Below are 22,505 nucleotides of genomic sequence, written 5' to 3' on the forward strand. Positions count from 1 at the left end.
AGTGTCGCGGGATGGAGCAGCCCGGTAGCTCGTCAGGCTCATAACCTGAAGGTCGCAGGTTCAAATCCTGCTCCCGCAACCAAATTTAACAATATAAAACAGTATGTTACGCACCGCCCTAGGACGGTGTTTCTATTTGCGCCATCCCCGCTGGAAGCACTGTGGAAGCAAGCGGGGCGAAAGTATCGTGTGGTGAACGTGCAACATCAAAAATCAGTTAGCTTTTAGTGCCCCACCACTTTTCATCCCAATGGCAATGTGCAGAAATACTTGAACTGTAGAGTAGAATTCCGGCAACTGTATTTCACGTTGGGTTGCAGGTTCTGCTCGTGATACGTTCGAATTGAGGCACTAAAATTTATGAATCCACAAAGTATTTGGGACCACGATCTTCTAGACTACGAACATATCGGGAACACTTTCACAAACCTGATTAAGTCATTGGAAACCACAAAGGTCATTTCCATTGAAGCTGGATTTGGCAGGGGAAAGACGTTCTTTCGGAAGGCGTGGTCAGAACAACTCAGACAGTCCGGGGAAACTGTTATCGAAGTAGACGTTCAGCAATCGGACCACTCGGGCGATCCCATTGTTACACTGCTTGGGGCGTTGGTCGAGGCCGTCCCGAAAACACAGGGAGACAAAGCAAAGAAAGCACTGGATTCGGCCAAAAAAATCGGTGCAATCGGCGCTCGCGCTGCGGCAAGAGTTGTTCTTCGATCCGGAGCCGACGAGATCATCGAAGCTATGTCTGATGGAGCTATCGACGCTCTTGGAGATTTTGACGCTCTGGACAACATTGTAAGTGAGCTAGGAGATGGAATGTCGAAGGCTGCGGGTCAGCTTATTGCTTCGCAGATGGCGGCTGAAAGGGTCCGTAAGGTCGAACTTCCGCAACAACTAGCGGCTCTTCATGCTGCAATTACGGGAGACAAAGACCAGAACAGAATTGTAGTGATCATAGATGAACTTGATCGTTGCCACCCTGAATATGCGCTTTCGTTTTTAGAGGCGATGAAGCTGATATTCGATCAGTCTGGATTTGTATTTTGTTTAATGGTGAATGCGGAGTACTTGGAAAGACTAGCAAGACACAGATTTGGCGTGTCCGCAAAGGATGAGAAGTACTTAGACAAGTTTGTAGACATACGCCTTTCTTTGAAGCCCCGCAACGAGACATTCGAACAAGCAATTGTAGGGTTAGCGAGTGAATTGCCGCTGAAAATTCCCTTCGGTGAAACACAAGATTTTTCGGTGGAGAACGCCGCTAAATTGGCCGGAGAACTTGCCCTGTGCACAGGTTATTCAATGCGAAAGATCAAAAGAATACTACTTAAAGTCGAAGTTGCGTTGAGGTGCTACGCTGATCAACCCTTGGACGTTTCTCTTCTAGTGTTTTTGGCTTTCCGCGAGGAAGCGGGTGAGAAAATAAAGGAAGAGTTTCTTCCTCGCTCATTCTTGACCCCCGAGGAAGGTGAACAAAAGCTTTATGTTCCGGATGGGCGTGACTTTCCTGCGATGCAAGACGAGGCAAGACGAGACAGAGAGTTGAATAGCAGTATTCATAAAAAAGCGCCCGAGTTGCTAAAGCTTCCGCGTGATCGCTACCAACTGCCTGACGATAGGAACTACAAGGACTGGGCGTTGGCCTTTAAGTTTCTCGCGCCCCACTATGTTCCAACACACCAAGCTGCTCTGAATGCTGTTGCTTCTGTGTTGGTTTCCGGTGAATGAGACAAAGCTCGAAAGGCACACATTGGGTTTGAGTAGATCTCAATAAGCTCCGTGAATTTCGCACCCTATTCGAAGCGATATCGTTTGCCAGCACACGCTAGCCGCTCTTCTGTTGGTCTCAAATGTTCACGATCTAATTGAAGAATCGAGTCAATGTGTCTGTGGACAAAACCTTCGAAATTGTTGGCTGAAACATCTGAAATTGCAGCGCGAGTTATCAACAAACCTAACAATTGTGCATCCAGCTCCCGCATCTTCGCGGCACGATTGGCCTGAACTACATCGCTGGGCATCACACCCGCGCAGTTCTGCAAAAGATCATTTCCAATCACGGCCTCAAACTGCCGCCAGAGCTCGTGTGTGGGCCAGCGCGCGCGGTTTGAGTCTGCTGTGGGCATGCAGTAGCGAATGCGTTCAAGCGCGTCTGTGAAGGCGTCTCCAATGACGTCGCGCACGTCCTGCCAGTTTCGCATCTCGAAACGGTTGCGGAGTTGTTTGGAGCCAAGCCGCATCTCAAAACGCCAAATCTGACTTGAAGTCCGGTCGGACAAATCAAGGGGTGGTTTGCCAACTGCGGCCAGCGCGGCGTTCCATATTGTCAGCCAACCCATCCTGTTCTGCTGCATCACGTCGGTTCGCTTGTCATAGATCGCCAATTGCCGGTTAGCGACTGCCCCGGCACGCAAGCCAACCACACGCGCGCCGCTGGATACCGTCGCGGTTTCATCAACACCGGTGTATTCCGTTATCTTGGTGCCGGGTGGAACAACCAATGCTTCGCGGTCGGGTTCAAACCAAGGGGCCAGCAAGTCCACGGCGAAGTCAGCCCGCGCGACCCGCAATTGCGTTTCTACGTACTTGACCCCGAAGGCTTCCATACAATCGCGAAAGTGTTGCTCAGCCCTTTCAAGACCGCCCGTGGCGAGGCCAAAGGCACGGAAGTCGACTGTGATACCGGGATTGTTGGGAATGCGGTCCTGCGGGTCTTGGAACAGCCACACGGCCCCGTGGTCGCCCGTATGGGCTGTGAAGCCGCGCGCGCCCTTGCTGGTCACGTTGAGCGACATCGAACCAAAATCAAGGACGCAATCGCCATAGGTTTCCTTGGCGTGTTGCTTGGCGGATGCCAGTTCTTCGCGAAAGCTGTCAGGGATATCCGCCTGAATGGTGAATTTCAGCCCATCGAAGCCGGAATGCAGGATAGTTGCTTCCATCTACGCTGACCTTTGCTTTCGTATTCGTGGAGGGGGGTGTTACAAGACCCCTCTAGCGCGGCATGCCCTGCCGCTGGGATATGTTACGATGTGGAGAAAAGAGTGCGGGGGCTTACGCCCCTTTGTGCCTCCGGCGGGGCAGCATTTGTTTTGGGGCCGGAGCGAAGCCGCTCCGGCGCTGCCATCACCTGGCATTGGTTTGACGACCAATCCAAATTTCTGCGCGCTCCGCGCATTTGGCAATATTGAGCAGGTCCGAATGGTGGAAGCTGTTCGAATTCCGCCGTTCGCCGGTATCGGTCTTGTAGGAGCGGGACATATCAACCGAGTAGAAGCCGTCATTGTCCCAGATGGTCGCAGTGATCAGGCTGATTTTGAATTTCTGTGCAGGCTGGCTTGCCATGGTTCAGTGTCTTTCTGTTGAAGTTTGAGAAAGGGGCACGGGACCGTTTCGCCCGCGCCCCAAGAGAGCCATTCCGGCCCCAAAATCCCGCACGGCGCTGCCAACCCCGCGCGGGCAAAACTCAGGTTTGCGAAGTGTTCTTTTTGCGGCGACCTTCAGCCCAAACGCGCAGATCGCGGCGGCGATAGCGCACGGATCGGCCCGGTTTAAAAAAGGAAGGGCCAAAGCCGGTGACACGCCATTTTTGAATGGTGCGTACACTTTGGCAGAGGTAGTCCGCCGCTTCGGTTTCGGTGATGAAGCCATCCCAGTAGTCTGAGGTTGGGATGGTCTGCTCGGTGGCAATTGCCTGTTGTTGCATTCTGTTCGTCCCTTCAATGCGAGTTGCTATGGGAAGAACATAGGAGCGCTTGGGTGCGATTTACGAGCGAAACCACTGGACGAATTAGCTGCGAATTTGAACAATAATTCGTCCAGTAAATTAACCGCGCTCTCGGATGCAGTCTTTCAACTCCCTCATGACGCGCGACGTTGGAATGCTTGAGTCGATAATTCGAAATGCCTCAGCGCAAAAGCGAGCGGCATTTGTAATTGGCTCACCCGCAGACGTAACGTCCCTTGTAAACGCCTGATTGGTCGTTTTATCCCAAAGATCCGCGATGTTACGCATCCAGAGCCGTAATCCATACGAACGAACTTGTCCGGGCCTTCCTTTCGGCAGTTCCGCGCTCTTGGTGGTTGCTGCAATTTCCAATCCTTCGATCACCGAACGTAACGTTGGAACATCCAAAATCACGCATGGGACGCCCATTTCCAGATGTTTCAAGGATAACGCCAGAGAGGGATCACTTGGGGCGGTCAGTGAACCTGTAATGGCTTTCTGTGCATCAACATCTGCGTGGCTGTCGAGTTTTGACTGTGCTGCCCAAGACAACTGGTCAAGTGAAGATTTCAGCCTATCGGCTTGTTTCGCAATGTCCTTCAACTCACGCGCAACGTCGCTATTTCGAGGGCGGTTCTCAAACGTCGCACTTTCCCAGCGGTAAATAGCGGCGCTGTGTTCAAGGCCTTCCGCGAAAGCTTCGATGTTCGCAGGCTTGAGCTCCCCGATCTCGCAAAGGTATTGAACATTGCTTTCGTCGAATGTGTCCTTATAGAACCTTGGGGGAACTACTTGGTTGTCGGGTACGATAAGTATGGGACTGCCTCTTCGATCGTGTTCAAATCTGACGCCGTTTCGATTCTTCAAATATGGGTTTGCATTTCTCCGGGTAACTTATGCGTCGGGCAGGGTATACCCCGGGTAGGGAAGAAACTGTGCAACTGATTGGTGCGGAATTGTGTTTGACTAACACGTCAAGTTGAGTTGGGGTGTCGCGATATCAGCCGCTTCGACACTGTAGCCCGTCAAGCGCATCAAGGACCGTGGCAGGCAAAACAGTAAATTAGCATTGAGGTTCGCATGCCCGTTTTTCTTCATGGTTTGGCTTTGCAGTTTTACCGCGGCATTGGGTCCGAAATGCAGTACATTGCCCCTTTCAGCGACATGAATATTTTTGTGGGTGCAAACAATGCAGGCAAATCAACAGTCCTGAACTTCATAGCAGAACAGCTGAGTTCGCGCGATCACGCCGGGCGCTATCAACCTAACATAAAATCTGTTGAAATGTTCCGAGGAACACCGAGCGGGAAATTAGCTTTCGCATTTGGAGTCCCAAAATCAACGGTCGTAGACAAAACAATCGAGGCAGCAAAAGGAGTCAATATCCAGAAACATGAACTTTATGCCATTGCCCAGATCGCCGATGCCACGGCTCTGAACACAGCGTTTTGGGCCATTCCGCCTTCGGGTTCCAATACCTCAATGACACCTCTGGCAAAGGATGTACCCCCGGACGCCTATGCTTCTATTAGTGCGCATTTAATCTCTAGGCTTGCAAAAAAAATCACTGGGTCAGGAGGTCTGGATACGGGTGCCTTTGTGGCCTCTCTAGTGACATATTTTTGCAAAATGGTAGAGCCACCCACAGCCCGAATAAGCCTTATTCCAGCTAAGAGAGAGCTTGGTCCAAACACCGATGAATTTGAGGGGTTTAGTGGCAAGGGGCTGATCAACCGGCTGGCTGAGTTGCAGAATCCGAGTATTGAAAAACTAGAAGAAAAAAAACGGTTTGAGCAAATCAACGAATTCCTTCGAGACGTGACGGGTAAGCCGGACGCGCAAATCGAAATTCCTCACGATAAAGAGCACGTGCATGTCCACATGGATGATAAAATTTTGCCGTTGTCGTCTTTGGGCACCGGCATCCATGAAGTCGTACTAATCGCGTCATACTGCACGCTTCAAGATTACGCGATTGTTTGCATTGAAGAACCGGAAATCCATTTGCATCCGCTACTGCAAAGAAAGCTCATCGGTTACCTGCGAAAGAACACCAAAAACCAGTACTTTATTGCCACTCACTCAGCTGCTTTCATTGATAGCGCCGACGCATCTGTGTTCCACGTTACCAACGACGGCAACCAAACTAGGGTGAACAACATCAGCCTCAAAAAGGATAGACGACAGCTGTGCAACGATCTTGGCTATAAGGCGTCCGACATAGTGCAGGCAAATGCTGTAATTTGGGTGGAAGGTCCTTCGGATCGTATCTACTTGCGCCATTGGATAAGCGCGGTCGATAGTTCTTTGAAGGAAGGGACACACTATTCCATCATGTTTTATGGGGGCCGCCTGTTGAGCCACTTAAGCGCCGACGAAGAAGACGTTGCGGGCTTAATTGATCTACGGGCCTTAAACCGACACAGCGCTGTCGTGATTGACAGTGATCTTGCTAATTCTGCCGGGAAAATCCGAGACACCAAACAGCGCGTCGTTGAAGAATTCGAAGATGCGGAGGGTTTGGCTTGGGTGACAGACGGTCGGGAGATTGAAAATTATGTTGATCACGACCTGTTGCAGGAAGCCGTCCTGCAAGTCCACGCAACCAGATACTCCAAACCCCATAGAGGCGGAAAGTATGACCATGCACTGCACTTCATCAGGAAGCGTACGAGAGGTGACGCAGACAAGGCAGAGGGCGAACTCATTTTTAAAGACGTGGATAAAGTGAAGGTTGCTCGACTGGTTTGCGAAACAACTGCAAATCTAGAAGTGTTAGATTTGGCAGAACGCGTTGACGCTTTGGTTGAATTCATACGAGCGGCAAATTGAAGCCAACCCCTAGCTTTGTTAGCCCGAAAAACCGTTTTCTACACCACCGTTTTAAAGCGCGCCAGTGAAGCAGCTTACAGATTTCTTAGAGATCACGTGGAAGCGGCCACTCGCGCGATCTTTGGGACTCGCCGCTTTAGGCTCAGAGCCGTCACTTGAGATATTGGTTTGGGTGATGGTTTTCCCTACCCGGGGTATACCCGGCCCTGCGTATACCTCGGGTAGGGCGAAAGTCCCTGTGTTACATATCGTATACGTAGACGCCCTACGTAATGTAGCTCGCCTACGTATACATTTACGGAGTTGGTCGCGCTTAATGTATTACCTAACTAGACGCAGCCCGCAGCCGGGTTCTTGGGTTCCAACAAATGTACTCAGCCTAGCCGCGTTTTCTTCCGCCGCCATACGTACCGGATCATCGGCCAGATGCGCATATCGCATCGTGGTTTGAATCTGACTGTGACCCAGCAACCGCCCAACCATCTGAATTGGCATGCCTGACGAGACCGCATTCGACGCATAGGTGTGGCGCAGGTCATGTATACGGACATCGTGCAGACCAGCCCGCTTACGTATACGACGCCATGGCTTTTGCAGGTCGGTGGCGCAGTGGCCGGAGACAGCCCCGGCGACGACGTAAGGGTTGTCAGGAAGCCGTGGGATGGTGCTCAGAACCGCTCGGGCGGCTTGGGGCAGGGGAATGCGCCGTGCGCCCGTCTTGGTGTCGGGAAGCTCCATACCGGCGTCTGTGATGAAAGACCATTGGAGGGTCTGGATTTCACCAAGGCGACACCCGGTCAGTATCAGCAACCGAAAGGCGGCGACGATAAACGGTGACTCCGATCCAACCCGTTCTGCCTCTGACAATGCCTGTCCGAGCCGTTGCAACTCATCTTGGCTCAGAAACCGTTCCCGCTTTTCTTCGCGGTATTTTGGGACATGGCGACAGGGGTTTGAACCGTCAGGCCGCAAGCCCCAGATTTCCGCAAGATTGAACATCTTGGACAGAACGCCCAATGTCCGGTTCGCCTGATAGGGCTTGTCCCGGAATTTGTGGTGTAGCTCGGCAATGTCTTTGCGCTCCACGTCCACCACTTTGAAACTGCCGATGGCCGGAACGATGAACAAGTCGATGGCCCTGCGTTACTCCCCTTGGGTGGCCGGCTTGCAGCGTTCCTTGACATGGGTATCAAAGAACCGCTCACACAAGGCCGCAACCGTTGGTGCACGGCGATGCTGGGCAATCTCTTCGGCTGGGTTCTCACCCTTTGCAACTTGCCCCATGAGTTCCTTTGCCAGCTTCCGCGCCTCGTCAACGGTGATCTTGCCATGTCGACCGATGGAAACGCGCCGTGTCCGTCCGCCTTTGCGGTACTGTGCCTGATAGGTCTTGGCCCCGGAGGGCATCACGCGGACACCAAACCCGGCAATCTGGCTATCCCAGACAAAGTAGTCTTTCGCCTCAACATTCAGGGCTTCTACGGCGCGTTTGGTCAGTTTGGGCATCCCTCATCCTTTCACTGTCATCGCCCCGTGGAAGCATTGTGGAAGCAACTGGAAGCGGTTCATGGCGTAAGATGTAGGAACGGAGCGTGCCAGTCGTCAATATTCAAACAACGATTACAATAAGATAGGGTAAGTCAGCGTTTTCGGGCGTAGTTGGTTCAGGTGGGCGCAAGCTATCTCATAACCTGAAGGTCGCAGGTTCAAATCCTGCCTCAAATAAAAAAATATAAAGATATCATATACTTAGCCTCGCGCACGCGGGACTTTTCGCGTTTGGAGGCACCGCGACCAGTGTTACAAGATACTGCAAAGATCATCATCGCGAGTGCACTGAAATAGGCAATCCCTAAAGCCAACCAGTCAAACTGAACGCTGTGTCAGATGACGAGGACCGTCGGACGTTATCATCCAGTTTGACAGAGCTTTGTCCATTTGCTTCATCCGATAGCGCAACATTTCACGGGTCATTCGGTTTAGTGTCTCGGAAAGTTCCGAGCGATCCGCGACGTTCTCCATTTCACCACTACCAGCGCTGTCGAACAAGAGCGGCGGCAGGTCCGCCGCGAACTCTACCAGTGTGAACCGATCATCACGTAAAATACAAAGGCAGCTATCGGCCAAGCCGGTGCCCAGATCGCGTTGCCAGTGAGTAGGGTCGATCGGATCGGCAAAGTCCAGCTCTGAGAAAGAAAAGCTGCGCCATTCTACAGGGGTTTCACCACGCAGGAAGGGCATCAGCGAACAGCCGTTCATCGCATCCGGCACGGTTTGGCCAACCCAATCAAGAATCGTGGGCGTAATATCGATAGACTCGGTGGGTGCGTTGATGGTTAGCCCTTCGGATCCGCCGGGCATGTGTACGATCAGCGGTGTATGGTAAGCTGCATCAAAGACCGACATTTTACCCCAGCAATGTCGGTCACCCAACATTTCGCCGTGGTCCGAGGTGACAACAAGCAAAGTATCGTCATACTGCCCGGTTTCCTTCAAAAAGGACACGACACGACCAATATGGTGATCTACTTCGGTGGCCAACCCCAGGTAGACCGACCGCAAAGTCCGAACGACCTCATCCGTGGGCTCCAAATCCGCGAAACCTTCGACGAACCCGGACACATCACAGTTGGTACGAGTAGAGGCCAGGAAGGCGTGAAGGGCGTCCTCGGCTTCAGGCGTCTCCAGACGTGTCGGCAAAGGCAGAGAGGCAGGGTCATACATCCGGTTGTAAGGCGCAGGTGCGACAAGTGGAGGATGCGGACGAATATAGGTCAGATGGGCAAACCACCCGTTTCCTTCATCGGCATAAGCCGGCATGGTTTCCAGGAAACGATCCGTCAGAAAGGCGGTGTCACTGTCTTCAGCTGCATAAAAAGCCGGGTCGTTTAATGCTGGCGCATCACCATTGGAGGCAACCGGTTTGAACACATCGAAGTAGCTGTCGAACTCGTAACCTTTGTTTTTCAGATGCGAGCGCCAAGGAAATGACATCTCCAGTCGCATCTCGAGCATTTCCTGAAAGCCCGCCATGTGAAACTCGTAGGATCGGAGGGCCGGGTCGTTGACGTCGAACACCCGGGGGTCCTGCGACGTGTCGGTATAGCCGAACAACATCGGAAGGTACCCAGCTTTGCGCATTTCACTTGCGATCGTTGGAGTGTCATGGCGAAGCGGCGTTCCGTTGCGAACCGACCGATGGTTCATCGCATACTGCCCGGTCAAAAGTGACGCACGCGAAGGCCCGCACGGGTTAGTCACCGAAAAATGCCGGGTAAAGGTAACACTATCGTCCATCAATGCACGTAAATGAGGTAGCTCCACATGGCTTGCCAGATCCCCGAACAAACAATCTGCGCGCAATTGATCGACAATTATGAAAAGGACGTTTTTCTTACCGCACATTGTTTCGTGCTCCTGTTCGCCAGACCGATTCTCCGTATCTGGAATTTCGCGCCACTCAGAGTGAATCGCTGCAACTTACCTTGCCAACAGAAAGGGCAAAAAAGACGTCGAAATCAACAACGACTATTTGCTTTCACGACAGAAACCGAGAGAAGTTATCGGATCAAAAGTCCAGGCCCAGATCAATGGTCCGGTAAGAATGCGTCAACGCCCCAGACGAGATGTAATCCACGCCTGTTGCAGCAATGGCCGCTACCGTTTCTCGGGTTACGTTGCCCGAAGCCTCAGTCACCAATCTGCCATCCACCATCGAAACCGCCTCGGCCAGCGTGTCAGCGCCCATGTTGTCCAGCAGGACCACATCTGCGCCGCCGAATTCCAGCACTTCGGCAAGTTGATCCAGATGATCAACCTCGATCTCGACCTTCATCATATGTGAGGCGCGGGCTTTTGTTGCCTCCAGCACCGCACGTACGCCACCCGCGGCGGCAATGTGATTGTCTTTGATCAGTATCGCATCAGACAGAGAGAACCGGTGGTTGAACCCGCCACCATGTAGCACGGCCTGCTTCTCGACAATGCGCAACCCCGGCGTGGTTTTGCGGGTGCAGGTGATGCGTGCCTTGGTGCCTTCGGCCTCGGCCACCAATGCCGCAGTCGCGGTTGCCACGCCGCACAGTCGCCCGGCAAAGTTCAGTGCAACCCGTTCACCCGACAGGATCGAAGACGCCTTGCCCTTTATTTCCATCAGCGTGTCACCCTTTGAGCAGCGTTGCCCGTCATGCAGATGTGATGTGATTTCAAGCGACGGATCAACCAGCCGGAATGCCAGATCAGCCACCTGAAGCCCTGAAACGACCGCGTCCTCTCGCGCATTCAGCCTAGCGGAATAGGTCGTCTCGGCCGGGATCACGGTTAGCGATGTTATGTCGCCGTTGGCGCCCAGATCTTCCATCAACGCAGAGCGGACCAGAGGTTCCAGGATCAGGTTGGGCAATGCGGGAAAGGTCATGTGGCTTCCTTTGCAGTTTTATCGCGCAGCTCCAACGCCTCGCGCAAAGTCAGAACAGAGCGTTGGCCGTTGCCAGATGCGGCCTGCGGGAAATCGGATCGGAAGTGCGCGCCGCGGCTTTCAGTGCGGGCGAGTGCAGCGGCCGCGATCAGAGTGGCCGTCGCTGTCATGTTGAGAAACGGGGCTGAATTCGTGTTTTCAGACTCAAGTTCGGCGATGGTAAGCAACGCCCGACGCAGCCCAGTACCATTTCGCACCACGCCGACTAGGTTGGTCATTGTTTCTCGCAATGCTTCAACCGCTGGGGTCCGTTCACTTGTGCGGCCAGAGCCAATTTCAATAGCGAGCCGTGGCGCTTTGCCATCAGACACGACAGTCGCAATGTCCTGGGCACATGTGCGAGCAAAGACCAAGGCTTCAAGCAAACCATTCGACGCCAGACGGTTGGCGCCATGCAAGCCGGTCGAGGCGGCTTCGCCGCACACCCACAGCCCTTCCAGCGAACTGCGGCCTGTCATGTTCGTGGCCACGCCGCCCATGTGGTAATGCGCGGCAGCCGCAACCGGGATTGGCTGGGTCAACGGATCAACGCCATTGCGGATGCAGGCTTCGGTCACCGCTGGAAACTGCGTTGCGATTTCGGCTCCTATCGCTGCGCGCGTGTCGAGTGCAGGACGATACCCTGCCTGAGACTGCAGATAGACGGCGCGGGCCACGATATCTCGCGGCGCCAGCTCCTCGTCGGGATGGATGCCAGACATGAACCGGTGCCCGGTATTGTCGATCAGCGCGGCGCCTTCTCCACGCAACGCCTCGGTCGCCAACGGCGCGGGGTCTTCGCCCACGTCGATCGCGGTGGGGTGAAACTGCACGAACTCGGCGTCGGCGATTTGCGCTCCGGCGCGGGCTGCCATGCCGATCCCTTGCCCCCTGATGCGCGCGGGATTGGTCGTAAGTGCATATAAACCTGCGGAGCCGCCTGTAGCCAAAACATGGGCAGCACCCCGCACCAATACCGGCTCTGCCTCGGGGGCTTCGGCACTGGTGAGGAAAACGCCAGTGACGCGTGTGCCATCGCTTTCCAGCCCAACTGCCTGCGCGCCTTCGATCACCTGAACAGACGGTGTCCGGCGCAGCTCGGAAATCAGTGCTCGCATGATCTCGGCGCCCGCCTGATCACCTTTGACCCGCACTACGCGCGCGGCTGAATGTGCAGCTTCCCGGGACTGGACGAAGCCTCCGTCTGCTGTGCGATCGAAGCCGGTTCCAAGGTCGGAAAGATCAAGCACATGACCAGGTGCTGCTCGGGTCACAAACTCGGCCACTTCGCGCAGGACCGATCCGGCCCCTGCGCGCATCGTGTCATCGGCATGCGCCTCGGCACTGTCGGTTGGAGCCATGGCAGCGGCTACACCACCCTGCGCCCAGGCCGAGCTTGCACCGGACCCCAAGGCTTCGGGCGAGATCATAACTACCGGGCACGGCGCCAGTTTCAACGCTGCATACACTGCAGCCAGGCCAGCGCCGATGATAACCACTCGAGGGGTGGTGACCTCTTGCATCGGGCTGATCAGATGCCCAACTGGCGGGACAGGTCAATCATCCGCTGAACCGAAAGGCGTGCCTTGTCGGCGATTTGGGCGTCAACTTCGACTTGTCCGGTCATCGTATCAAGCGCAAACAGCACCTTTTCCAGCGTGATCTTCTTCATATAGGGGCACATGTTGCAGGGACCGACGAAGTCGACCTCAGGCAGTGCGTCCGCGATGTTCGAAGCCATCGAGCATTCGGTGATCAGTAGCGCCTTTTCGGGTTTCTTGTCGGTGACGTATTTGATGATGCCACTGGTCGAGCCCGAGAAATCTGCCTCGGCCACCACGTCAGGCGGGCATTCGGGATGCGCAATCAGCCGCGTGCCCGGGTTCCACTCACGGAAATCGCGCAGATCGCTGGCGCTATATTGTTCGTGTACAATGCAAGAGCCTTCCCACCAGACCACGTTTTTTTGCGGCACGTCGCGCGCGACGTTCTGCGCCAGGTACTGATCGGGCGTCATGATAACCGTATGGCTGTCCTGCGCCGCGACGATCTGGGCGGCATTGGACGAGGTGCAGCAAATGTCCGAGGCTGCTTTGACCTCGGCCGTGGTGTTGACATAAGACACCACCGGTGCGCCGGGATAGCGGCGACGCATTTCCTCAATACCCTCAGCTGTAATCGATTCCGCCAGCGAACAACCGGCTTCCATATCCGGCATCAGCACGGTTTTTTCAGGGCTGAGTATTTTGGACGTCTCGGCCATGAAATGCACGCCGCATTGTACGATCACGTCCGCCTCGACCTCGGTTGCCTTGATGGCCAATTGCAGACTGTCACCACCGAAATCCGAGATGCCGTGGTAAATCTCGGGCGTCATGTAGTTATGGCCCAGAATGACTGCATTACGCTCGGCCTTCAGATCGTTGATCGCCTTCACGTAGGGTGCAAAGATCGCCCAGTCCGCGGGTGACACGACGCGGGACATGCGGTCATAGATGTCGCTCATGCTGGCGGCCAGCTCGGGCGATGGGGTTAGGTCGTATTTTTCGGAGAGATGCGCACGCTGCGCCGGTAGGTCGAACACGGGACTGTTTTCTGCCTGATGAACTCGTGGAGCCTTAGATATTGGGTTTGATTTGGAATGACCACCACCCAATTAGGGAGTTTGTCCCAAAATTTTGTTTCCCATAGGAACTATCTGACCGTTCTTCGCTCAGGCCAGAGGAAAGTTGGCGATCGACGGCGCTTGAGTCATGCGACGTGTGGAAAAGCTTGCGTGATTCACGCCGCTTTACACCTGTCGTTGGTTATTCCGGCCGACAAGGCTGAAACACGCAAACAAGACTGCCGCAACGCAGACAATCGATGGTCCGGCAGGCGTGTCAAAGACATATGCCGACCGCAAGCCCGCGACGACCGAGGTCGCGCCGATTGCCGCCGCGATAACGGCCATGGACTCAGGTGAACGCGCAAGGCTGCGGGCAGCAGCAGCAGGAATGATCAGCATGGCCGCGATCAACAGCACACCAACGACCTTGATCGCCACAGCAACGGTGACGGCCAGAGACAGGGTCAGGATCAACTGTTCGCGCTTGGGGTCGAAGCCGCTGGCATAGGCCAGCTCTTCATTCAGTGTCGCGGTCAGTAACTGAGACCAGCGCCACGTGATCAGCGCCACTACTAGGGCCGCGCCTCCCCAGATCACTGCCAAATCGGTGCGCGAAACCGCAAGAATGTCGCCAAACAGATAGGCCATCAAATCGATGCGAACGCCGGACAGGAACGAGACAGCAACAAGACCAAACGCCAATGCAGAATGCGCCAGAACGCCCAGCAAAGTGTCCATGGCATATCCGCGGCCCGCCAAGAGCGTCACTGTCAACGCCATCAAAAGCGCAACCGCCAGTGCGCCGGTAAAGATCGACATTTGAAACGTCAGTGATAGCGCGACGCCAAGGATAGCAGCATGTGCCGTGGCATCTCCGAAATAGGCCATTCGGCGCCAGACGACAAAACACCCAAGCGGAGCGGCCGCAAAAGCAACACCAACGCCAGCGAGCGTAGCCCGGGTCATGAAATCATCCAGCATTATTCCGCTGCTTCCTGAGAATTTGGACCATGGTCATGATCGTGGTCATGGTCGTGGCGATAAAGTGCGAGGGCGCCACCGGTACCTGTGCCAAACAAGGCCCTATATTCCGGGGCCGAAGCGACCACTGCGGGTGAACCTTCGCAACAGACATGCCCATTGAGGCAAATCACCCTGTCGGATGCGCTCATGACTACGTGTAGTTCGTGACTAATCATCAAGATAGCGCATCCGGTTTCGCGTCGCACAGATTCGATCTGACGATAAAACGCAGCCGAACCGGGCTGGTCGAGGCCTTGTGTCGCCTCATCCAGTAGCAGAATTTCAGGCCGGTTGATCAAAGCCCGTGCCAACAGTACCCGCTGAAATTGCCCGCCTGACAGCTGCGACATCTGGCGCTTCAGAAGGTCCGGCACACCTGCCGATTCAAGGGCATTTGCACAATCCTGTCGCGACACGGGATTGGTCAGGCGCATGAACCGCTCAACGGTGATCGGCAGCGTTGGGTCGATGTGCAGTTTCTGGGGCACATACCCGATTCTTAAATCTGGCTTTCGCGTGACCCGCCCGACCGAAGGTTTGGTCGCGCCGATAATGGCCCGCAACAGGCTAGTTTTGCCCGAGCCATTCGGCCCGACGATCGTCACGATCTCGCCTGGCTCAATCTGCATATCCACATGACGCAACACAGTGTTTGCGCCGTAGCAAATGCTGACGTCATCAACAGTTACAAGGGCCATTCTTATGCCTTTTCACTGCAGGCCGGGCAAACGCCCTCGACTTCCACAACGGTTCGCTCGATCTCGAACCCCGCAGCGCGCGCGGCAGCGCCAAGCGCGCCCTTGGTGGGCGAGGACTGCGCCTCGGCCACGGCATCGCAGAGCCTGCAAATCATGAACGCCGGTGAATGGGACGCACCCGGGTGCGAACAGGCAACAAATGCATTCAGTCGCTCAATCTTGTGGACAAACCCATTCTCAACCAAAAAATCGAGCGCACGGTAAGCCACCGGTGGTTGAGAGCCGAAGCCTTCTTCGCGTAGGCGGTCAAGGATCGAATAAGCTCCGAGCGCACGGTGTTCTTGCAGCAGCATTTCCAACACTTTTCGCCGAACCGGTGTTAGGCGTAGTCCTTCTTCTTTGCACCGCGCTTCTGTCGTGGCCAGCGCGGATTCAACGCAATGCTCATGGTCATGTTTCTGAAATCCGACGAGGGCCGAGTCATCTTTCGGCGTGGGCTGTGTTTCACTTGTCATGTTATTTCATATCATATATGTCGCTCGCAATGTTATAAAATCACACCGAGGGTCTGATGTCCAGAAAGCTTCTTCCTGTTTCGATGATGGTCGCACTGATGGGTGGTACGGCCATCGCAGATGTTCCAAAAGTGGCTGTTGATATTGCGCCGATCCATTCACTGGTAGCGCGGGTAATGGAAGGTGTTGGCACACCCGACCTGATCGTACAGCCGGGTGCTTCACCCCACGAGTACAACCTTCGACCGTCCGAAGCTGCAGCACTGCAAGAGGCGGATCTGGTATTCTGGATGGGATCGGATCTGACGCCGTGGATGGAAAGTGCAGTAGAGACACTTGCGGGCGGCGCCACAGTTACGTCTTTGCTGGATTCGGATGGCACTGTTCTGTTGGATTTCCGCGAGGGTGCTTTGTTTGAAGCGCACGACCATAGCGATGATGATGACCACAATCACGAAGAGCATGTGGAAGATGACGAACATGTCCATGATGATGAGCATCATGATGATGAGCATGAAGAACACGCCGAAGATGACGATCATGGTCACGAAGAACATGCAGAGCATGGAGACCACGATCATGATGCGCACGGCCACGGAGAGCATGACCCCCACGCCTGGCTTTCATTGGAAAACGCCAGCACTTGGCTTAACCTGATTGCAGCGCAGCTTTCCTCAGCGGATCCGGAGAACGCAGGTGCATATTTTTCGAACGCGGCCGCGGCACGTTCAGAAATGGATGCGCTGTCAGCCGAGGTCGCCGAGATACTTAAGCCGGTTCGTGGTGGCAGCTTTATTGTCTTCCACGACGCCTATCAGTACTTCGAGGACGCCTTCGACTTCCCGGCCTCAGGGGCGATTTCGCTCAGCGACGCATCCGACCCTAGCCCGGCCCGTATTGCAGAAATTCAGCGCCGAATCCGTGAAGAGGGCATTGACTGCGTTCTAACCGAACCGCAGTTCAATGCTGGCCTCGTGCGCACCGTCCTGGACGGAACAGATGCCAAGACCGGCATGATCGATCCGATCGGAGCAGATACTGAAACCGGCACAGCCCTTTACCCACATATCATCCGGAATATGGCTAAAACGTTAGCTGAGTGCCTTTAGGGACTGGAGGCGCCCGGCGAGAAAACCAACATTGGTCAAGCTTGGTGCCCTGTCTACTCACTCTTAAGCAACAAATGGCTTTATGGGGCACGGGGATTTCGTACAAACGCGGTTCTGAGCATCAAGCAGAACAAGGCAGTGCTCCTCGCGCCGGTAAACCACTAAGTTGCGTCAATTGGCAGGATCGAAAGCGTGATCCGCAAACTTGGCTAAAAAAATATCGCTAGAAGACCTCTGATGCGAACTGACAGCCTCAAAGTAATGGAAGGCACCGCAAGCAACGAGCGGAGGCCCATATCGCGATCCTGTTCATTGCGGGCTTGTTCAATTGGCCAAGCAAGCATAGTGCATGCAAAACGTGTCGCTCCCAGCCAATCAAAGCGATGCAGCAGAACCTTTGGAGGGCATAATGAAATCAGTTTTGACTTCGGCGGCACTAACCTTGATTGCAACATCGGCAGTGTACGCCGAGCAGACAGTCTATGTTTACAACTGGGCGGATTATATCGACGAGTCTCTGCTAGAAAAATTCACTGCAGAAACTGGGATCGATGTGGTCTATGACAATTTCGACTCCAATGACCTGCTTGAAACCAAATTGCTCGCGGGCAACTCAGGTTACGACGTTGTTTTCCCATCGGGCTCTTTTCTGCAACGCCAGATTGCTGCCGGAGTTTTTCAACCACTCGACAAAGATCAGCTTCCGAACTCTGTACACATGTGGGATGTCATCGAAGAACGAACTGCAGTATTCGATCCGGAAAACCGCTTCTCGGTTAACTATATGTGGGGGTCGACCGGCATTGCTGTGAATGTCGGGAAAGTTCGCGAGGCGCTTGGCGACGACATTCCCTTGGACACGTTGGAGTTGCTCTTCAACCCGGAATATGTGTCCAAGCTGGCAGATTGTGGCGTGAACTTTCTGGATGCGCCTTCCGAGCTTGTACCAGCCGCATTGACCTATATCGGAGAGGATCCGAATTCACAGGATCTCGAGGTGATTGCCAAAGCCGAACCGGTTCTCAGTGCGGTCCGTCCATACGTCAAGACTTTCAACTCGACGGGCTATATTTCGGCTCTTGCAACAGGTGAAGTCTGTGTTTCCATCGCCTGGTCCGGAGACGCCCTGCAAGCGCGTGACCGGGCTGCGGAGGCAGAAAACGGAGTCGAGATCGCATATGGCGCGTTCCGGGAAGGGTCCGGCATGTGGTTTGATCAGATTGCGATCCCTGCGGATGCTCCGAACTCGGCGGCGGGTCATGCATTTATCAACTTCCTCATGGAACCAGAAAACGCGGCCGCAATTTCAAATTATGTTTGGTATGCAAACGGCAACCTTGCGGCGCAGGAATTCTTGAAAGAAGAGATTCTGAATGATCCGGGTCTCTATCCGTCTGAAGAGGGCTTGGAAAACCTCTATATGAAGATGCCTTGGGATTCAGAAACGCAACGATTTGCGACACGCATGTGGACGCGTATCAAATCCGGCCTGTAGCTTGCACATGGACCTAGACGCTGGCTAACCTTGTGTGAGGGATGCTGATCCGCGACATTTCTGGGTGCCAGGGTGGTGATTTCTTTGCTGTTTCGCCAACTATTGCGAAAGCCTTTGGTCAGCGTTGTTGCCCGAGCCTGTTGCGGCTCGGGCTCCTGCTGCTTTGCGTCCTGATCGAAAACTCATCGGGGCTGGTGCTAGGCGCACGACTAAAGTCTCGAGAACAGGCTGGCAGCGGACGGTTGGAATAAGCATGAGCAAACTTGAGAAAATAATGCGTGCTATCGCCGAAGGACTGGAGCGCCAAGCTGAGTCTTCGCCGAAATATCCGAATTCGAATTTGGCGCACCCAACATTCAATTTTCAAGTGCGCCAAAATCAGATCTGCGCCGTCGGTTGGTTGTTTTTTTTGTTCGGAATAGAGCCGCGCAAAAGGCTGGGTCGCGTAGTTCTCAAGTCTCTACCGCACCTGAAACTCGCAAGAGTTTCCCGTTGGAAGTTGTCAGGAGCGATTGACGAGGCTGTCGAGGCGATGACCAAAGCCCGTTCGCTTGAGGTGAACGAGGCCGTTGCCGGCGCCCCCACGGATAACGCCGATCGAATTGCTCGTAGAATTCGGCACCTTATCAATTTGCGTGCCTTGGATAGAGCTCGCGAATTGTTTTTGCAAAACTCAGCCAACTTGCGCGATCACTTTGAGCCGCTACGTGAAAGGTTTACAGCACTAGAAAATGGGGCGCGCGTAGAAATATGTGATCAAAGGCTGGTGGGACGTCGGACCGTCATACCAACCAAATTATGTTCTTCGGACCAATTTTTTGAAACCGAATGGCGAATAGCAAACCAACTGATATTGAGCAACCTATTAGAAAGAGGCGAAGCCGAAAATACAGCAGTTCTTGATGCGCTTCTTTCTGAAGTCTCAACTGATCACAGACGCGCCCTGTCAATCCTAGAGTTTTTGAACAACTCATTAGGCTGTGGCTATAGAGACCAGTTGATCTCTTTGGTCCTGCCGCTGGCACCGATGGTACGTTTCGTAATTTTTTCACATTGGCATTGGGTCAACGAAAAGCTGATGGCCAGAGCGCTGGATGAAGCAATCAAGGCGGGAAGCTCCTACAATGTAGAATGGCCGCTCATTCGCGCGATGTCCGGTCGTTTATCTCCGCCTCCTAAGAACAATGCTAAACGGCAATTGTTCGAAAAACTGCTACTTCTTGCTAAGGGCAAGGCTGAATTTGGAGCGGATCTTCTCAAAGTCTCAGCTGAGAAACAGGGTGTGCGAGTAATAGGGCCAGAGGTAATACCTGCCGCCTTTATCGCAGATTTAGAATACAAGAATGTGTCCAAGAATACCGTAGACGGTGTTGAGGAAGCGCTGACAGACCGAGCGAAGACTTGGTTGGAAAGCGAGGCAGAGAGTTCCAGAGGATTAATAGTTCTGTCTCCGCACTCCCAAGAACTTCCTTTTGCTGGAGGTCGCCTGATGATCGCGCTGGCTGATATGGGAAAACCAATCCAAACTGTTGTCGCAACCGCACCTGAAATTGGTGACCCTCTTGAATATTCAGATTTCCTGACTTCGGCACGCAGTGACGGCCTCGATATTTCAGTGTCAGGTAGAAACTCCGCGGAACGCAATTCTAGTTCAAGCCATTACCTAAGCCATTTGCGTTCAGGTGCAGTGCTTCAAGTCTACTTCGATGTGCCGTTTGCTCCCGGAAAGAAAGTGTTCGCACCTTGGTATTTTCGTCCTGCGAAACTGACTGGATTTCCGGCACAACTTGCGATCTCCAGCGGCGCAAATATCTGCTTTGCCGTGACATGGGTTAACGAAGATGGAGATCAAGTAATTGATATTATCCCACTTGCCCCACCGCCCAGAACGGGTTCAGTCAAGGTTCAGGCAGTGTGGTTTACGCAGCAACTCGCCCGTATCAGCCGGAGTTTTGTCCTAGTACAAAAAATGCCGATTCTGAGAGGCCTAATAACTGATTACGGGGGATTGCCGCCCAAGCGCGAACTGGTCCCAATCGAAACCTGGCTGCAAAGCGATGCAGTGCGCGAAAGCAAGCTGTGCTGGCTCGCGGATCATGACGGCGACCGCATCGCCATTCGCACTGCATCGAAATCCATGACTTACGCAAACCTTGCAAGCCTGAGTTTGCGAATGTCCAACATGTTGCTGCATTTTCAAGATACTGCTCCGCGCCATATCAGTTCTGACCGCAATTTCGACGACCAGCACAGGGTATTGAGTCTGATGCCGGCTAGCCCGGCGGCTGTAGTCACACAGTTGGCTTCGACCGCAGCGGGAAGTCTTCTGTGTCTTGGGTTGCCAGAGGATTCGGATGACCAGCTTGCCAGCCGCATTAAGGCTTTTGATCCCGACTTGGTCATTGTCACCTTTTCGCTTTGGAACCGATTGATTGCGTCAGACCCAGAGTTGGAAAACTGGAACGCTCTGATTATTGGGGATGCCTGCGATGAAGCCGCTTTGGACATCTTGTTGGAGAGCTTTTCCGAGGCTACGGCGCTGCCCCCACTCGACCTTCAATGCCCAGCCCACGTTGTTTTCACCTCGGGCAGTTCCGGAGAGCCCAAGGGCGTCGTTCTGGCAGCGGGTATGGCTTCGCGGATGAAAGTGTTCGATTACGATGAGCCGCAAACTCTGCTCACCGTCGTACGCTGGGACACAGCTACTGCGCTGGAGTTGTTGCCTGCATTTGTTGGAAACCACACAATTGTCCTGCCCCCAATCAACGGCTTTTCCGATCTGAAACAGCTTTGCGATCTAATGATCTCAACGTCAGCAACGGCCTTGTCTTCACCTTGTAGCGTGCTGCACGGAATGCTGCAGAACCCCATGTTCTCGCCAGAGTTTCTGCCCGATTTGACCGTCTTTTTCCCTTGGGGTGAACCCAGCCGAGCCCGTCTCATTCATGACCTTGTGAAACGATTTCCTAGGGCCGAAATAAACGCGACATACGGCGCAACTGAATTCATTGATGTGTCGTTTGGCAAACTCTCAGCTGAAGAGTTTGCCAAATATCAAGGGTCTCCAGGTGGAATGCTCTTGCCAGGAACACGAGCGGTCAACTCTGCCGGTATCGAATTGCAACCGGGCGAGATCGGTCGCGTCGAAGCCATCGGATATGACCGTGCTCTCGGCAGCTTCAAAGATCTTCAGTCAGGCGCGCAGATGTTTGACCCCCTCAAAGATCCAATTCTCCTTGATGATTGGGTGACTGTACTGCCCGACGGGAGCCTGGATGTTCTGGGAAGGGTTGACGATGTCGTCAACATCCGAGGGCGGAGACTGTCGCTTAACGGCGTAGCAGAAGCAGCAGAAAACATAGCAGGGGTGGCGCGCGTATTTGTCACTACCATAATGATACGCCACGCAGACGTGGTTGCTATTGCTGTTGAGACCAGACGCAAGGACGTGAACAATCTGGAAAACGAGTTGAGGCAAACAATTTCCCAAAAATTCTTCCCTGCCGCTGCCGCACTGCGTCACTTGCATATGGAGGAGCTGCCGCGGTTGCCGAGCGGGAAACTAGATCGTCAGAAACTTCAAAGGCTTCTGGAAAGCGGTCGGCCGGACAGGTCAGATGTGCTGGATCAGAAAACTGCGGCGGCCCCCAACTCAGAAGTACCATTGTCTCCAATGCTAGAGGTGTTGCGAGAATTCGCTAATCGGGAGGGGCTTGTTCCGCGTTCGAGATTTAACCCGGACGATGCGCATCCCTTTCTGGATTCGATCCTAAGCCTGATACTCATGCTGAGCATTGAAGAGCAACTTGGGACAATGCCAGACGCAACTGTCTTTGATCGTCAAGAAAAATCAACCTGGCGCGAATTGGCAGAACAACTAATTTCGGAGCAAACACGGTGCTGATCTTTGCTGTGTCGTAAAGCGCTGCTGTATGGACCAATTCGGCAATTCTTGACCCGCGTGCACCGTCCAATTTTTTAGCAATACTAAAATAAATTTTGATCTTCGGCCCGTTATTCTGTTGAATGGGCGAAA

Annotated in this window: 16 protein-coding genes, 1 tRNA gene and 1 pseudogene; 6 read left to right on the forward strand and 12 right to left on the reverse strand. The window is 53.9% G+C overall.

The window, feature by feature from the left end; genetic code table 11:
- Window positions 1-5 precede the first annotated feature (5 nt).
- Both AC2TCY_RS19400 and AC2TCY_RS19405 read left to right on the forward strand, forming a co-directional pair.
- Window positions 6-82, forward strand: a tRNA-Met gene (locus AC2TCY_RS19400).
- Window positions 83-360: 278 nt separating this feature from the next.
- Entirely contained in the window at window positions 361-1,734 is a 1,374-nt protein-coding gene (locus AC2TCY_RS19405) for a KAP family P-loop NTPase fold protein (RefSeq protein ID WP_480849933.1), read from the forward strand.
- A gap of 65 nt (window positions 1,735-1,799) precedes the next feature.
- Here AC2TCY_RS19405 and AC2TCY_RS19410 read toward each other — a convergent pair whose 3' ends face one another.
- The 4 genes from AC2TCY_RS19410 to AC2TCY_RS19425 all read right to left on the reverse strand — a co-directional run bounded on the left by AC2TCY_RS19410 (window position 1,800) and on the right by AC2TCY_RS19425 (window position 4,600).
- Window positions 1,800-2,948, reverse strand: coding sequence for a hypothetical protein (locus AC2TCY_RS19410; protein WP_480849935.1), 1,149 nt, complete (start codon window positions 2,946-2,948; stop codon window positions 1,800-1,802).
- Between the two features lie 184 nt (window positions 2,949-3,132).
- Entirely contained in the window at window positions 3,133-3,351 is a 219-nt protein-coding gene (locus tag AC2TCY_RS19415; protein WP_480849937.1) for a hypothetical protein, read from the reverse strand.
- Between the two features lie 121 nt (window positions 3,352-3,472).
- Entirely contained in the window at window positions 3,473-3,712 is a 240-nt protein-coding gene (locus AC2TCY_RS19420) for a helix-turn-helix domain-containing protein (RefSeq protein WP_480849939.1), read from the reverse strand.
- Between the two features lie 120 nt (window positions 3,713-3,832).
- The gene (locus AC2TCY_RS19425; protein WP_480849940.1) at window positions 3,833-4,600 is read right to left on the reverse strand and encodes a hypothetical protein; all 768 of its coding nucleotides are present in this window, start codon (window positions 4,598-4,600) and stop codon (window positions 3,833-3,835) included.
- Window positions 4,601-4,813: 213 nt separating this feature from the next.
- On the opposite strand from AC2TCY_RS19425, the gene AC2TCY_RS19430 reads away from it, so the two are divergent.
- Complete coding sequence (locus AC2TCY_RS19430) at window positions 4,814-6,565, forward strand: AAA family ATPase (RefSeq protein WP_480849942.1); 1,752 nt, start codon at window positions 4,814-4,816, stop codon at window positions 6,563-6,565.
- A gap of 321 nt (window positions 6,566-6,886) precedes the next feature.
- Here AC2TCY_RS19430 and AC2TCY_RS19435 read toward each other — a convergent pair.
- From AC2TCY_RS19435 to AC2TCY_RS19470, 8 genes and pseudogenes are all read right to left on the reverse strand, one after another.
- Window positions 6,887-8,071, reverse strand: a pseudogene (locus AC2TCY_RS19435) (tyrosine-type recombinase/integrase).
- A 360-nt stretch (window positions 8,072-8,431) separates the two neighbouring features.
- A complete protein-coding gene (locus AC2TCY_RS19440; RefSeq protein WP_480849944.1) occupies window positions 8,432-9,970 on the reverse strand; it encodes a sulfatase-like hydrolase/transferase in 1,539 nt (512 codons plus the stop codon).
- A gap of 163 nt (window positions 9,971-10,133) precedes the next feature.
- Entirely contained in the window at window positions 10,134-10,982 is an 849-nt protein-coding gene (gene nadC / locus AC2TCY_RS19445; RefSeq protein WP_480849946.1) for a carboxylating nicotinate-nucleotide diphosphorylase, read from the reverse strand.
- The gene (locus tag AC2TCY_RS19450) at window positions 10,979-12,544 is read right to left on the reverse strand and encodes an L-aspartate oxidase (protein WP_480849948.1); all 1,566 of its coding nucleotides are present in this window, start codon (window positions 12,542-12,544) and stop codon (window positions 10,979-10,981) included. The genes nadC and AC2TCY_RS19450 overlap by 4 nt, the downstream gene beginning before the upstream one ends.
- An 8-nt stretch (window positions 12,545-12,552) precedes the next feature.
- Window positions 12,553-13,605, reverse strand: a complete 1,053-nt coding sequence (nadA, locus tag AC2TCY_RS19455) for a quinolinate synthase NadA (protein WP_480849950.1) — start codon at window positions 13,603-13,605, stop codon at window positions 12,553-12,555.
- A gap of 207 nt (window positions 13,606-13,812) precedes the next feature.
- A complete protein-coding gene (locus AC2TCY_RS19460) occupies window positions 13,813-14,610 on the reverse strand; it encodes an iron chelate uptake ABC transporter family permease subunit (RefSeq protein WP_480849952.1) in 798 nt (265 codons plus the stop codon).
- Window positions 14,610-15,350 (reverse strand): metal ABC transporter ATP-binding protein, encoded by a 741-nt coding sequence (locus tag AC2TCY_RS19465; protein WP_480849954.1) that lies wholly within the window; start codon window positions 15,348-15,350, stop codon window positions 14,610-14,612. The genes AC2TCY_RS19460 and AC2TCY_RS19465 overlap by 1 nt, the downstream gene beginning before the upstream one ends.
- 2 nt (window positions 15,351-15,352) lie before the next feature.
- Window positions 15,353-15,865, reverse strand: coding sequence for a Fur family transcriptional regulator (locus tag AC2TCY_RS19470; RefSeq protein ID WP_480849956.1), 513 nt, complete (start codon window positions 15,863-15,865; stop codon window positions 15,353-15,355).
- Between the two features lie 56 nt (window positions 15,866-15,921).
- On the opposite strand from AC2TCY_RS19470, the gene AC2TCY_RS19475 reads away from it, so the two are divergent.
- From AC2TCY_RS19475 to AC2TCY_RS19485, 3 genes are all read left to right on the forward strand, one after another.
- On the forward strand, window positions 15,922-16,974 hold the full coding sequence (locus tag AC2TCY_RS19475) for a zinc ABC transporter substrate-binding protein (RefSeq protein ID WP_480849957.1): 1,053 nt from the start codon (window positions 15,922-15,924) through the stop codon (window positions 16,972-16,974).
- Window positions 16,975-17,383: 409 nt separating this feature from the next.
- Window positions 17,384-18,469 (forward strand): polyamine ABC transporter substrate-binding protein, encoded by a 1,086-nt coding sequence (locus tag AC2TCY_RS19480; RefSeq protein WP_480849959.1) that lies wholly within the window; start codon window positions 17,384-17,386, stop codon window positions 18,467-18,469.
- Window positions 18,470-18,722: 253 nt separating this feature from the next.
- Window positions 18,723-22,373, forward strand: coding sequence for an AMP-binding protein (locus AC2TCY_RS19485; protein WP_480849961.1), 3,651 nt, complete (start codon window positions 18,723-18,725; stop codon window positions 22,371-22,373).
- Window positions 22,374-22,505: the final 132 nt, after the last annotated feature.

It is taken from the genome of Ruegeria sp. HKCCD7181 (assembly GCF_057221055.1).

What these genes read in the sequence shown, in the direction of transcription:
- AC2TCY_RS19430 (WP_480849942.1), top strand. Translation starts at nt 4,814, where the DNA reads ATGCCCGTTTTTCTTCATGGTTTGGCTTTGCAGTTTTACCGCGGCATT.
- AC2TCY_RS19450 (WP_480849948.1), bottom strand. Translation starts at nt 12,544, where the DNA reads ATGCAAGAGGTCACCACCCCTCGAGTGGTTATCATCGGCGCTGGCCTG.
- AC2TCY_RS19420 (WP_480849939.1), bottom strand. Translation starts at nt 3,712, where the DNA reads ATGCAACAACAGGCAATTGCCACCGAGCAGACCATCCCAACCTCAGAC.
- AC2TCY_RS19405 (WP_480849933.1), top strand. Translation starts at nt 361, where the DNA reads ATGAATCCACAAAGTATTTGGGACCACGATCTTCTAGACTACGAACAT.
- nadC (WP_480849946.1), bottom strand. Translation starts at nt 10,982, where the DNA reads ATGACCTTTCCCGCATTGCCCAACCTGATCCTGGAACCTCTGGTCCGC.
- AC2TCY_RS19475 (WP_480849957.1), top strand. Translation starts at nt 15,922, where the DNA reads ATGTCCAGAAAGCTTCTTCCTGTTTCGATGATGGTCGCACTGATGGGT.
- AC2TCY_RS19470 (WP_480849956.1), bottom strand. Translation starts at nt 15,865, where the DNA reads ATGACAAGTGAAACACAGCCCACGCCGAAAGATGACTCGGCCCTCGTC.
- AC2TCY_RS19465 (WP_480849954.1), bottom strand. Translation starts at nt 15,350, where the DNA reads ATGGCCCTTGTAACTGTTGATGACGTCAGCATTTGCTACGGCGCAAAC.
- AC2TCY_RS19460 (WP_480849952.1), bottom strand. Translation starts at nt 14,610, where the DNA reads ATGCTGGATGATTTCATGACCCGGGCTACGCTCGCTGGCGTTGGTGTT.
- AC2TCY_RS19410 (WP_480849935.1), bottom strand. Translation starts at nt 2,948, where the DNA reads ATGGAAGCAACTATCCTGCATTCCGGCTTCGATGGGCTGAAATTCACC.
- AC2TCY_RS19440 (WP_480849944.1), bottom strand. Translation starts at nt 9,970, where the DNA reads ATGTGCGGTAAGAAAAACGTCCTTTTCATAATTGTCGATCAATTGCGC.
- AC2TCY_RS19480 (WP_480849959.1), top strand. Translation starts at nt 17,384, where the DNA reads ATGAAATCAGTTTTGACTTCGGCGGCACTAACCTTGATTGCAACATCG.
- AC2TCY_RS19485 (WP_480849961.1), top strand. Translation starts at nt 18,723, where the DNA reads ATGAGCAAACTTGAGAAAATAATGCGTGCTATCGCCGAAGGACTGGAG.
- AC2TCY_RS19415 (WP_480849937.1), bottom strand. Translation starts at nt 3,351, where the DNA reads ATGGCAAGCCAGCCTGCACAGAAATTCAAAATCAGCCTGATCACTGCG.